This window comes from Gordonia sp. 135 (assembly GCF_009720185.1).
In the GTDB taxonomy this organism is placed as follows: domain Bacteria; phylum Actinomycetota; class Actinomycetes; order Mycobacteriales; family Mycobacteriaceae; genus Gordonia; species Gordonia alkanivorans.
In genome coordinates this window covers 1,329,630-1,342,887 of the sequence record NZ_CP046257.1, presented here as the reverse complement: position 1 = coordinate 1,342,887, position 13,258 = coordinate 1,329,630, and the positions used below count along the sequence as shown (strand labels likewise).

The following is a 13,258-nucleotide window of genomic DNA, read 5'->3' as shown; positions in this document are numbered from 1 at the left end:
GGGGTGAGTCCAATACGCCGTGGGGAAAAACTCCCCATCTTCAACCGCATCGGCGTCCTGCGTGCGGAACGGCAGATGTCGCGGGCCGAGCTCGCGAATCTAGTCGGCATCAACGTCCAGTCCGTCGGCGCACTCGAGCGGGGCGACAACTACCCCAGCCTCGACCTCGCCTTCCGCATCTGCGACGTCTTCGACCTCCCCGTCGAAGCCGTGTTCAGCCGAACCCCGTTCGGCGCCATGTCCGCCGAGCTCTACCGGCGCGACACGCGTCCGGCCGCGAACGGCTCACCCACCAACGACACCGGAGGTGATCGATGAACGACCCGAACTCGGCGTTCCCGGAGGAGGCCAAACCCGCGATCTGGCGCCGTTACGAGAACTGGCGTGGGCGCCGGCACGAGGAGTTCAACGCCAAGCACGCCCACCGCCTGACCACGTGGCGTAACCAGCGCGCATACCGGCGGCTGGTCATCACGCTGCTCTGCGCACTGGCGTTGATCATCGCCAGCTCCTACCTGGCCTTCCACTCGTCGGGATGGTTCCTGCTGCCGTTCGGCATCGGGTTGGTCTCGGTCATCACCATCCAGACCGCACTGCGCATCGTCACCGGCTCCATCGCCGACGCACCGGTGTCGGCGCTCGACGAGATCCAGCTGGCCCAACGTAATTCGGCGCGGTCATTCGGCTTCTTCGTGCTCTACGCGGTGATGTTCATCCCGTACTTCGTCCTCGTCGCGATCAGCATGCGCGACGAGGTACCCGGCCAGTGGGTCTACGGGAGCGCCATCCTGCTGATCTCCCTGGTCCTCACCGCGATCTGCGTGCCCACCATGCTGATCGCCTGGTGGATGGCCGATCCCGACCCGGAAGACCTGGTCGAGCCCCGACAGACACCCTCCGACACCGCCACGGGCGGAAAGGGACGTGACTCATGAACGCACCACTCATCGTGGACGGCCTGAACAAGCGCTACGGGGATCTGGTCGCATTGCGCGACATGACCTTTCACGTCGACCCGGGAGAGATCTTCGGCTTCGTCGGCAGCAACGGCGCCGGCAAGTCGACCACCATGCGCATCATTCTCGGAGTCCTCTCCGCCGACGCCGGCGAGGTCCGGCTCGGCAACCGACCCATCGATCTCGACCTGCGTCGTCGTATCGGCTACATGCCCGAGGAACGCGGCCTCTACCCGAAGATGAAGGTCGGCGAACAACTCACCTTCCTCGCGAAACTCCACGGCATGGACACCGCGGAGGCCGAGGAATCGGTGCGGCGCTGGACCGATCGCCTCGGCGTCGGCAGTCGGTACGACGACAACGTCGCCGACCTCAGCCTCGGCAACCAGCAGCGCGTCCAGCTCGCGGCCGCGCTGGTCCATGATCCCGAGGTGCTGGTGCTCGACGAGCCGTTCTCCGGGCTCGACCCGGTGGCCGTCGACGTGATGAGTGACGTACTCAAGGAGAAGGCCGCCGAGGGTATCCCGGTGATCTTCTCCTCGCATCAGCTCGATCTCGTGCAACGACTGTGCGACCGCGTCGGCATCGTCACCCGCGGCGAAATGCGTGCCCTGGGCACGGTCGACGCACTGCGTTCCCGCGACGGCATCACCCTCGAGGTCACCGGACCGCGTGCCGACGTCGCGTGGGCCGACGCCCTGCCCGGCGTCCGCGAGGCCGCCTACGGCGAGACCATACGACTCCTCGTCGACCCGGATGTGGTCGACGACCAGCAGATCCTGGCTGCGGCACTCGATCACGGTCCGGTCCACCGCTTCACGACGTCCACCCCGTCCCTCACCGACATGTTCCGAGAGGTCGTTTCGGCATGACCACACTGCACGACATCCCCACCACCACACCGAGCCCGTCCCCCAAGGCCTCGGCTGCGCAGGCCATCCGGCTCGTCGCCGAACGCGAGATCACCACTCGAGCCAAGACCCGGTCCTTCGTCGTCAGCACCGTGCTCCTGATGGTCGTGATCATCGTCGGCGCCATCGTCATCAACCTGCTCGCCGGTGGCGAGGACGTCGAGAAGGTCGCCGTCGTCGGACAACCGGCGGCGATCAGCGAGTCGATCGTCGAACTCGGCGACTCCGCCGGCACGTCCATCGCGACCGAAACCGTGGACACCGTCGAGCAGGCACGCGCCAAGGTCGCCGACGGCGATGTCGCGGCGGCACTCGTGCCGGGTGAGAACCCCGGGTCCTACGTGATCCTGACCAAGGACGGCGCCGACCCGGCTGTCGAGGCCCCCATGCGGACCGCCGTCTCCCAGGCCGGCCTCACCGACGCACTCGCTGCCCGCGGAGTCGACGCGGCGTCCCTCCCCGCGATGGCCATCTCGGTGACGCAGCTCGAACCTGCCCGCCCGGATGAGGGAGAGCGGCTTGTCATCGCCCTCGTCGGAGTCATCCTGTTGATCACCGCGATCATGATGGGCGGCACGATGGTGGCCGTCGGCGTCGTCGAGGAGAAGACCTCGCGGGTCGTCGAACTGCTGCTGGCGACGATCAAGCCGCTGCACCTGCTGTGGGGCAAGATCATCGGTATCGGTGCGGTCGCCCTCACACAGGTCGTGCTGCTCGGTGCGACGGCGCTGATCGCCGGTACCGCCACCGGAATCCTCACGTTGCCCGGAGCAGCGGTCGGGATGTTCGCGGCCGTCATTGCGTGGTTCGTGCTCGGCTTCCTCTTCTTCGCCTCTCTCTACGCCGCGACCGGCGCGATCGTGTCGCGCCAGGAGGAACTGAGCTCGGCGTCGTTCCCGTTGACTGTTCTGGCCATGGCGGTCATGTACGCCGGCATCTTCGGAGTGCAGGCACTCGATTCGACGCTGATCAAGACCCTCAGCTGGATTCCGCCGTTCAGCGCGGCACTGATGCCGATGCGGATCGCCAGCGGCGACACCAACACCCTCCAGATCGTGCTCACGTTCCTGATCATGGTTGCGGTCTGCGCGCTCGCCACCTGGCTCGCGGCACGTATCTATCAGCGCTCGATCCTCCGTACCGGTTCCCGCCTGGGCTGGGGCGAGGTGCTCAAGCTGGCTCGCTGACAAGGGATTTCGTAGAGGCAGCGGACGGAGAGACGACAGATGTCTGTGGGCCGAGCCGGCCGCACACCCACCCTTTTTCCGTAGATCCACCACCCGGTCAGGGGGTGGAAGTACGGAAAACCGGTGGGTTTCCTCTATCAGCGACAGCCCCGGAAATGCATTGTGGCCCTACACGATTACTCGTGTAGGGCCACAATGGGATGTTGTGTTCGGCGGTGTCCTACTCTCCCACACTGATTAAGGTGCAGTACCATTGGCGCTGGAGGGCTTAGCTTCCGGGTTCGGAATGGGGCCGGGCGTTTCCCCTCCGCTATGGCCGCCGTAACTTTATGAAACAATCCACAACGGTTTGTTTGTTTGTTGTGTGTTGTCTCAGAAGATGCATAGTGGATGCGAACACACCAAAACCTGTTGTTTGGTGATGTTGTGGGTGTTGTTGGTAAGTCCTCGGCCGATTAGTACCAGTCACCTGAACACATTGCTGTGCGTACAGTTCTGGCCTATCAACCCCATGGTCTGTAGGGGGCCTTAACCCCGCAAAAGGGGGTGAGAAACCTCATCTTGGAACAGGCTTCCCGCTTAGATGCTTTCAGCGGTTATCCCTTCCGAACGTAGCTAACCAGCAGTGCCCCTGGCGGGACAACTGGCACACCAGAGGTTCGTCCGTCCCGGTCCTCTCGTACTAGGGACAGGTTTCCTCAAGTTTCTTACGCGCGCGGCGGATAGAGACCGAACTGTCTCACGACGTTCTAAACCCAGCTCGCGTGCCGCTTTAATGGGCGAACAGCCCAACCCTTGGGACCTACTCCAGCCCCAGGATGCGACGAGCCGACATCGAGGTGCCAAACCATCCCGTCGATATGGACTCTTGGGGAAGATCAGCCTGTTATCCCCGGGGTACCTTTTATCCGTTGAGCGACACCGCTTCCACTTGCCGGTGCCGGATCACTAGTCCCGACTTTCGTCCCTGCTCGACATGTACGTCTCACAGTCAAGCTCCCTTGTGCACTTACACTCAACACCTGATTGCCAACCAGGCTGAGGGAACCTTTGGGCGCCTCCGTTACTTTTTAGGAGGCAACCGCCCCAGTTAAACTACCCACCAGGCACTGTCCCTGAACCCGATCAGGGTCCGAGGTTAGAAGTCCAATACGATCAGAGTGGTATTTCAACAACGACTCCATGAACACTGGCGTGCCCACTTCACAGTCTCCCACCTATCCTACACAAACCGAACCGAACACCAATACCAAGCTATAGTGAAGGTCCCGGGGTCTTTTCGTCCTGCCGCGCGTAACGAGCATCTTTACTCGTACTGCAATTTCGCCGAGTCTGTGGTTGAGACAGCAGAGAAGTCGTTACGCCATTCGTGCAGGTCGGAACTTACCCGACAAGGAATTTCGCTACCTTAGGATGGTTATAGTTACCACCGCCGTTTACTGGGGCTTAAATTCTCAGCTTCGCCACCCAAAGGTGACTAACCGGTCCTCTTAACCTTCCAGCACCGGGCAGGCGTCAGTCCGTATACATCGTCTTACGACTTCGCACGGACCTGTGTTTTTAGTAAACAGTCGCTTCTCTCTGGTCTCTGCGACCCACACCCGCTCAGAGAGTAAATCTCGTCACCGGTCTGGGTCCCCCTTCTCCCGAAGTTACGGGGGCATTTTGCCGAGTTCCTTAACCACAGTTCTCTCGATCGCCTTAGTATTCTCTACCTGACCACCTGTGTTGGTTTGGGGTACGGGCCGTGTACCAACTCACTAGAGGCTTTTCTCGGCAGCATAGGATCATGGAATTCGCCGCAACGGCTACGCATCACCTCTCAGGCTATATGTGTTCCGGATTTGCCTAGAACACGCCCTACAGGCTTACACCAGTACAACCACTGACTGGCCCCACTACCTTCCTGCGTCACCCCATCGCTTGCCTACTACCAGCCAAGGTCCCATGCATCACCCCACCCGGCACCCGAAGGTGCTCCTGGGGGATCTGGATGGTTAGTACAACTGATTCAGCATGGGCGCGGATACACGGGTACGGGAATATCAACCCGTTGTCCATCGACTACGCCTGTCGGCCTCGCCTTAGGTCCCGACTCACCCTGGGCGGATTAGCCTGGCCCAGGAACCCTTGGTCATTCGGCGGAAGAGTTTCTCACTCTTCTTTCGCTACTCATGCCTGCATTCTCACTCCCACACCCTCCACCACTAGATCACTCTGTGGCTTCCACGGATGCAGGACGCTCCCCTACCCACCCACACACCTGGTTGACACTCCGTAGAACATCAACGGGCTAACGTGTGAGTGCCGCGGCTTCGGCGGTGTACTTGAGCCCCGCTACATTGTCGGCGCAGGATCACTTGACCAGTGAGCTATTACGCACTCTTTCAAGGGTGGCTGCTTCTAAGCCAACCTCCTGGTTGTCTTCGCGACCCCACATCCTTTTCCACTTAGTACACGCTTAGGGGCCTTAGCCGGCGATCTGGGCTGTTTCCCTCTCGACTACGAACCTTATCGCCCGCAGTCTCACTGCCACACTCTCACTTACCGGCATTCGGAGTTTGGCTGACGTCAGTAACCCTGTGGGGCCCATCGGCCATCCAGTAGCTCTACCTCCGGTAAGAAACATGTGACGCTGCACCTAAATGCATTTCGGGGAGAACCAGCTATCACGGAGTTTGATTGGCCTTTCACCCCTACCCACAACTCATCCCCTCCATTTTCAACTGAAGTGGGTTCGGGCCTCCACGACGTCTTACCGTCGCTTCACCCTGGCCATGGGTAGATCACTCCGCTTCGGGTCTAGACCCGGCGACTCAAACGCCCTATTCAGACTCGCTTTCGCTACGGCTACCCCACACGGGTTAACCTCGCCACCGAGCACTAACTCGCAGGCTCATTCTTCAAAAGGCACGCCATCACCCACCCTCCGAAGAGGCACAGGCTTTGACGGATTGTAAGCGTCCGGTTTCAGGTACTATTTCACTCCCCTCCCGGGGTACTTTTCACCTTTCCCTCACGGTACTTGTCCGCTATCGGTCACCAGGAAGTATTCAGGCTTACCGGGTGGTCCCGGCAGATTCACAGCAGATTCCACGAGCCCGCTGCTACTTGGGCACCCATCACGCAAGACCATGTGTTTTCAGCTACCGGACTCTCACCGTCTACGGCAGACCATTCCAGGCCACTTCACCTAACACACGATTTTCTGACTCACGCTTCCACAGGTAGATGGAAGAAGATGAACCCCACAACACCACACACACAACCCCTACCCGGTATCACATGCGCATGGTTTAGCCTCATCCGCTTTCGCTCGCCACTACTCACGGAATCACTTTTGTTTTCTCTTCCTATGGGTACTGAGATGTTTCACTTCCCCACGTTCCCTCCACACCCCCTATACATTCAGAGGTGGGTAACACGACATCACTCGTGCTGGGTTTCCCCATTCGGACACCCTCGGATCACAGCTCGTTTGACAACTCCCCGAGGACTATCGCGGCCTACCACGTCCTTCATCGGCTCCTGGTACCAAGGCATCCACCGAACGCCCTTACACACTTACAACAACACCTACAAACCACCCCCACCCCAAAAGAACGAGGATCGAATGTAGACATCACAAAACAAACAAATTTCTGCTAAATCACAGACCAAGCACTCCAACCCCAAAGAGTCGAAGCAATTGATTTGAAATAAAGATGCTCGCATCCACTATGCACTTCTCAAACAACACACACCGTCTGACCGCCCACACCTCCGCGCCCCATCACAGGACACCTCACCAGCATGATTGACCGAACAGCTAGGTCAGAGACAACCCGACACACACCCGAAGGCATGCCGCGTGTTCTCTCAGAACCCCGATAGTGTGACGTGAACCCGCCGGCCTCACAGCCCAGCGGTACCCCCAACATTCCGTCCTGTGACAGAACATCGAACAGGGGCTGTCTGATGTTTCACCCTCGAACACACACCCACCGCACAGACATACGCCGGCAGAAATGGGTGATGTTGTGTGCTCCTTAGAAAGGAGGTGATCCAGCCGCACCTTCCGGTACGGCTACCTTGTTACGACTTCGTCCCAATCGCCGATCCCACCTTCGACAGCTCCCTCCCACAAGGGGTTAGGCCACCGGCTTCGGGTGTTACCGACTTTCATGACGTGACGGGCGGTGTGTACAAGGCCCGGGAACGTATTCACCGCAGCGTTGCTGATCTGCGATTACTAGCGACTCCGACTTCATGGGGTCGAGTTGCAGACCCCAATCCGAACTGAGACTGGCTTTAAGGGATTCGCTCCACCTCACGGTATCGCAGCCCTCTGTACCAGCCATTGTAGCATGTGTGAAGCCCTGGACATAAGGGGCATGATGACTTGACGTCATCCCCACCTTCCTCCGAGTTGACCCCGGCAGTCTCCTGCAAGTCCCCGGCATAACCCGCTGGCAATACAGGACAAGGGTTGCGCTCGTTGCGGGACTTAACCCAACATCTCACGACACGAGCTGACGACAGCCATGCACCACCTGTACACCAACCACAAGGGAACATGTATCTCTACATGCGTCTGGTGTATGTCAAACCCAGGTAAGGTTCTTCGCGTTGCATCGAATTAATCCACATGCTCCGCCGCTTGTGCGGGCCCCCGTCAATTCCTTTGAGTTTTAGCCTTGCGGCCGTACTCCCCAGGCGGGGTACTTAATGCGTTAGCTACGGCACGGAACTCGTGAAATGAGCCCCACACCTAGTACCCACCGTTTACGGCGTGGACTACCAGGGTATCTAATCCTGTTCGCTACCCACGCTTTCGCTCCTCAGCGTCAGTTACTACCCAGAGACCCGCCTTCGCCACCGGTGTTCCTCCTGATATCTGCGCATTTCACCGCTACACCAGGAATTCCAGTCTCCCCTGTAGTACTCAAGTCTGCCCGTATCGCCTGCACGCCTACAATTGAGTTGCAGAATTTCACAGACGACGCGACAAACCGCCTACGAGCTCTTTACGCCCAGTAATTCCGGACAACGCTCGCACCCTACGTATTACCGCGGCTGCTGGCACGTAGTTGGCCGGTGCTTCTTCTCCAGGTACCGTCACTTGCGCTTCGTCCCTGGTGAAAGAGGTTTACAACCCGAAGGCCGTCATCCCTCACGCGGCGTCGCTGCATCAGGCTTGCGCCCATTGTGCAATATTCCCCACTGCTGCCTCCCGTAGGAGTCTGGGCCGTGTCTCAGTCCCAGTGTGGCCGATCACCCTCTCAGGTCGGCTACCCGTCGTCGCCTTGGTAGGCCATTACCCCACCAACAAGCTGATAGGCCGCGGGCCCATCCTGAACCGCAAAAGCTTTCCACCCCAGAGCATGCACTCCAAGGTCATATCCGGTATTAGACCCAGTTTCCCAGGCTTATCCCAAAGTTCAGGGCAGATCACCCACGTGTTACTCACCCGTTCGCCACTCGAGTACCCAGCAAGCTGGGCCTTTCCGTTCGACTTGCATGTGTTAAGCACGCCGCCAGCGTTCGTCCTGAGCCAGGATCAAACTCTCCATGAAAAAATAGCGAAACAAAACCAACACCCAAAGGCGCCAGCGTTTCAACACAATCAGGAAAGCAAAACCTGACCAATCCAAAACTAGCAAAACATGTGACACCCAGACAAAGCCGAGCGCCACACAAAAAACAAACATCTACATCCATAAAGAATGCACGATGCCAAAATGGCATCAGACAATTCATCATCACACTATCGAGTTCTCAAAGAACACACACCCACCAACTACTCACCCCCACAAGGGCTTTCACCAGCAGACTTCGTTCTGACGTTCACCGCCACCCCGTCTCCGGGGCAACTCTTCCACCCTACCAGACCCAAACCCCGCCCGCAAAATCCGAAGATCCGCGCACCAGGACAGTCCAGCAACCCCACACACCCAGCCCGAGACACCAAGTCTCAAACCAGAAGATCAGGGGCGGCCAACGAAAAACCCGGTCTCCACTCCCCACCAGTCAGACCCTCTCAGGTCCTCCGGGGCGGCGCCGTGGCTCGCTGACTCGACATAAGTTACGCACAGTTTACCCTCAACACAAATCGGCTGGTCAGAGGCTTCTCTGTGCGGTCAGATCTGGCCGAACCGTCGCAGTGCTTCCTCACGTTCGGCTTTGTGGTCGACGATCGGTTCCGGGTAGTCGTCGGCGTCGACATCCCCTACCCAACGCCGGACGTACTCCCCCTCGGGGTCGAACTTCTTGGCCTGCGCTTCCGGGTTGAACACCCGGAAGTACGGCGCCGCGTCGGTTCCGGTGCCGGCCGCCCACTGCCACCCGTGGTTGTTCGACGCCATGTCGCCGTCGACGAGCTGTTCGAGGAACCATTCCGCACCCCACCACCACGGCAGGTGGAGGTCCTTCACGAGGAACGACGCGGTGACCATGCGGACCCGGTTGTGCATCCAGCCCGTCTCAGCCAACTGCCGCATACCGGCGTCGACGAGAGGAAAGCCGGTGCGTCCGGCCTTCCACGCCTCGAAGCGTTCGTAGGCCTCGTCGTCGGTGTCCAGCTCGATGTCGTCGAACTGCCGATTCCAGTTGTGCCACAGGCTGTGTGGCCAGTGGAAGAGGACATCGGCGTAGAAGTCGCGGAACGCCAGCTCGCGAAGGTAGGCCTGACCGCCGGCAGAGCGGCCGAGGTCGGCGGCGAGCGTGCGCGGGTGGATGTTGCCGTACTTCAGGTACGCCGACATCCGACTGGTCACGTCGGCAGCCGGGTCGTTGCGGCCGGTGTCGTAATCGGCGAGATCGTCGTCGACGAATTCTGCCCATCGGGCCAGGGCGGCGTCCTCGCCGGCGGGGAAGGACAGCGTCGTCGGCGCCTTCGGGGTCTTGATCCGGCCGGACTTCTTCACCCCCGACGGGTCGAGGACTGCAGAACCCGGGATCGAGGAATCGGCTGGTTGACGCCAGCCGTGTTCACGCCACCGGCGGAAGTACGGGGTGAACACCTTGTACGGTTCGCCGTCGTCCTTGGTGATCCGACCCGGTGAGACCAGATACGGCGAGCCGGTGGCCTCCAGTGGGACGTCGCCGAGCGCCTCGGCGACGGCCTCGTCGCGGCGTCGGCCGAAGGGGGTGAAGTCCCCGGAGATGTGGACGGCCTCGGCGTCCACGGCTTTCGCCAGACGCGGGATCTCCTCGTCGGGGCGGCCCCGCACGATGAGCAACTTCCCGTCGAGCTTGGCGTCGAGCTCGCGGAGCGAATCGAAGAGGAACGCGAGTCGTCTCTCGCCCGATGATCTCTCGAGCCGAGGATCCACCACAAAGCACAGAAGGACCGACGAATCGTCGGTCCCTCTGGCTGTGGCTAGTGCTGGTAGGTCGCTCAGACGCAGGTCGCGTCTGAGCCACACCAGGTTGGTGGACGTCAGCCCACTCCGAGCAGATCGATGACGAACACGAGGGTCCGTCCCGAGAGGCGGTGCCCCGCGCCGGCCGGTCCGTAGGCCAGCTCCGGCGGAACGGTCAGCTGGCGACGGCCGCCGACCTTCATTCCGGGGATGCCCTCCTGCCAGCCCGGGATCAGCCGGTCCAGCGGGAAGTTGGCCGACTGGCCGCGGTCCCACGAAGAGTCGAACTCTTCGCCGGTCTCGTAGTCGACACCCACGTAGTGGACGTCGACCACGCCCCCGCGGACGGCCTCTGCGCCGTCGCCGACGATCAGGTCGGTGATGGTGAGATCGGCCGGCGGAGGACCCGCCTGGAACTCGACTTCGGGCTTCTCAGTGCTGGTCACAGGACTCTCCTTTGAGTCGGGCGGTCAGTCGGGGTTCCGGGTGGTCGGCGGCCCGACCCGGCGGGGCGTTCGCTCAGCGATCGCCCATCTGCACGTAGTCGCGCTCGGTATAGCCGGTGTAGAGCTGACGCGGACGGCCGATCTTGGTGGTCGGGTCCTCGTGCATCTCACGCCAGTGGGCGATCCAGCCCGGCAGGCGGCCAAGCGCAAACAGGACGGTGAACATCCGCGTCGGGAAGCCCATCGCACGGTAGATGACACCCGTGTAGAAGTCCACGTTCGGGTACAGCTTGCGCTCGATGAAGTAGTCGTCGGACAGCGCGACCTCTTCGAGGCCCTTCGCGATGTCGAGCAGCTCGTCCTCGACACCGAGGGTCTGGAGGATCGAGTCGGCGGTCTTCTTCACGATCGCGGCGCGCGGATCGTAATTCTTGTAGACGCGGTGACCGAAGCCCATCAGCTTGACGCCGGCTTCCTTGTTCTTCACCCGCTTCATGAAGTCCTTGGTGTCGCCACCGTCGGCGCGGATGGCGTCGAGCATCTCGAGCACCGCCTGGTTGGCGCCACCGTGCAGCGGACCCCAGAGGGCGTTGATGCCACCGGAGATCGAGGTGAACAGGTTGGCCTGCGACGAGCCGACGAGCCGGACCGTCGAGGTCGAACAGTTCTGCTCGTGATCGGCATGCAGGATGAACAGCATGTCGAGGGCCTTCGCGACATCCGGGTTGACCTCGTAGGGCTCGGCCGGGAAGCCGAAGGTCATGCGCAGGAAGTTCTCGACGAGGCTCAGCGAGTTGTCCGGGTACAGGAACGGCTGGCCGGCCGACTTCTTGTAGGCGTAGGCGGCGATGGTCGGCAGCTTCGCCAGGAGCCGGATCGTCGACAGCTCGACCTGCTCGTCGTCCTTGGGATCGAGCGAGTCCTGGTAGTACGCCGAGAGGGCGTTGACCGCACTCGACAGCACCGGCATCGGGTGCGCGTTACGGGGGAAGCCGTCGAAGAAGCGCTTGAGATCCTCGTGCAGCAGGGTGTGCCGCTGGATCTTGGTGGTGAAATCCTCGAGCTGCGACGGGGTCGGGAGCTCGCCGTAGATGAGCAGGTAGCTCACCTCGATGAAGGTCGACTTCTCCGCGAGCTGGTCGATCGGGATACCGCGGTACCGCAGGATGCCGGCGTCGCCGTCGATGTAGGTGATGGCCGACTTGGTCGACGCGGTGTTCACGAAACCACCGTCGAAGGTGGTCAGATTTGTCTCGGCAAGGAGCTTGCCGAGTGCGACCGAGTCGGTGCCCTCGGTGGCCTTCAGGATCGGGAGCTCCAGCTGTCCACCGGGGTAGGTGAAGGTCGCTGAGGCCGTGTCGGACGCCTGGTCGGCTGGGACTGTTTCAGCAGACACACGAACCCCTTATTCAGATCAGAGTATTGACAGTGTCCGGATAGGACACACAGGTACAAACTAGTCGCTTCTCAGCTCGCTTGCCCAAGGAGGGTCGGCGCCGGGCCTCGAGACCGTGACCGCAGCGACGTGAGCTGCGAATTCGGCGACCTCACGCCACTGATCGGTCGTCAGTGAGCGAACGGAACGCGGTGACAGCGCACCCAGACGGTCGAGCTGGTGGACGATGCCTCCCAGGACGCTGTCGCCGGCCCCGATCGTGTCGACGACGTCGACATCCCGGGCGGGCACGGTGACCTCGTCATCCGCGGTGGTCACGGTGATCCCGGACGCCCCGGCGGTGGTGATCACCGCGGCGACACCGTCGGCGAGCCAGTCCTTCACGCTGCTCCCGCCGGCGCCTTCGCCGAGCCATGCGGCGTCCTCGTCGGACAGCTTCACCACGTCGACGGACGGCATCCAACTGCGGAAACGGCTCCGGTAGGCGTCGGCGTCGGGGATGACGACCGAGCGAATGTTCGGGTCCAGCACGACGAGTCGGCGTTCGGCGTGACAACGCCGCATCAGGTCCTCGTAAACGGTCGCACCGGGTTCGAGCACGAGCGAGAGGGTTCCGAAGGTCACCGCCGCGACGGTCGGGGCCAGCGAACCCGGGTCGGTGACAGCGCGATCCGCGGTGCCCTCGACGTAGAAGGAGTACTGCGCGGAACCGTCGTCGGCGATGGTGGCCAGGGCCAGCGACGTCGGCTCCTCACGCCGCTGCAGCATCGCGGTGCCCACCCCGGCGCCCTGCAGTGCGCCGACGATCGCCTGGCCGTAGTTGTCGGTGGACACCGCCGACAGCAACGACACGGCACTCCCCAAGCGTCCCAAGGTGATCGCGACGTTGAAGGGCCCGCCACCCAGCGCCGGCTGCAGCGGCGCCAGCGTCGCGCCGGATGCCGCCTTCTCCTGCACCACGTCGACGAGCGCCTCGCCGCAGACGACGATCTCTCTCATGGGACCCCTCTTCTCTGTGT

At 61.4% G+C, this 13,258-nt stretch carries 8 protein-coding genes and 3 rRNA genes; 4 read left to right on the top strand and 7 right to left on the bottom strand.

Translation table 11 applies throughout. The features are described from left to right. Positions 1–3: 3 nt before the first annotated feature. Genes GKZ92_RS06140 through GKZ92_RS06125 form a run of 4 tightly spaced genes read left to right on the top strand, consistent with a single transcriptional unit; the run spans position 4 to position 3,054 of the window. Positions 4–318, top strand: coding sequence for a helix-turn-helix transcriptional regulator (locus tag GKZ92_RS06140; RefSeq protein ID WP_006359706.1), 315 nt, complete (start codon positions 4–6; stop codon positions 316–318). Further along, positions 315–935: a hypothetical protein gene (locus GKZ92_RS06135; protein WP_035754851.1), complete on the top strand. Its 621-nt coding sequence runs from the start codon at positions 315–317 to the stop codon at positions 933–935. The genes GKZ92_RS06140 and GKZ92_RS06135 overlap by 4 nt, the downstream gene beginning before the upstream one ends. Further along, entirely contained in the window at positions 932–1,828 is an 897-nt protein-coding gene (locus tag GKZ92_RS06130; protein ID WP_035754854.1) for an ABC transporter ATP-binding protein, read from the top strand. The genes GKZ92_RS06135 and GKZ92_RS06130 overlap by 4 nt, the downstream gene beginning before the upstream one ends. Then, positions 1,825–3,054 (top strand): ABC transporter permease, encoded by a 1,230-nt coding sequence (locus GKZ92_RS06125; protein WP_035754856.1) that lies wholly within the window; start codon positions 1,825–1,827, stop codon positions 3,052–3,054. The genes GKZ92_RS06130 and GKZ92_RS06125 overlap by 4 nt, the downstream gene beginning before the upstream one ends. Positions 3,055–3,261: 207 nt before the next feature. Here GKZ92_RS06125 and rrf read toward each other — a convergent pair. The 7 genes from rrf to GKZ92_RS06090 all read right to left on the bottom strand — a co-directional run bounded on the left by rrf (position 3,262) and on the right by GKZ92_RS06090 (position 13,238). Beyond that, positions 3,262–3,378: ribosomal RNA gene (gene rrf, locus GKZ92_RS06120) — 5S ribosomal RNA — on the bottom strand. Between the two features lie 111 nt (positions 3,379–3,489). Next, a 23S ribosomal RNA gene (locus GKZ92_RS06115) occupies positions 3,490–6,624 on the bottom strand. A gap of 462 nt (positions 6,625–7,086) precedes the next feature. After that, positions 7,087–8,609, bottom strand: a 16S ribosomal RNA gene (locus GKZ92_RS06110). The 16S, 23S and 5S rRNA genes sit together here, the layout of an rRNA operon. A gap of 564 nt (positions 8,610–9,173) precedes the next feature. After that, the gene (locus GKZ92_RS06105; protein ID WP_035750968.1) at positions 9,174–10,460 is read right to left on the bottom strand and encodes a cryptochrome/photolyase family protein; all 1,287 of its coding nucleotides are present in this window, start codon (positions 10,458–10,460) and stop codon (positions 9,174–9,176) included. A gap of 14 nt (positions 10,461–10,474) precedes the next feature. Next, positions 10,475–10,843, bottom strand: a complete 369-nt coding sequence (locus tag GKZ92_RS06100; RefSeq protein ID WP_005198205.1) for an FKBP-type peptidyl-prolyl cis-trans isomerase — start codon at positions 10,841–10,843, stop codon at positions 10,475–10,477. A gap of 73 nt (positions 10,844–10,916) precedes the next feature. Then, positions 10,917–12,239: a citrate synthase gene (locus GKZ92_RS06095; protein ID WP_006361229.1), complete on the bottom strand. Its 1,323-nt coding sequence runs from the start codon at positions 12,237–12,239 to the stop codon at positions 10,917–10,919. 60 nt (positions 12,240–12,299) lie between these two features. Next, positions 12,300–13,238 (bottom strand): carbohydrate kinase family protein, encoded by a 939-nt coding sequence (locus GKZ92_RS06090; protein WP_006361230.1) that lies wholly within the window; start codon positions 13,236–13,238, stop codon positions 12,300–12,302. Between the last annotated feature and the right edge of the window lie 20 nt (positions 13,239–13,258).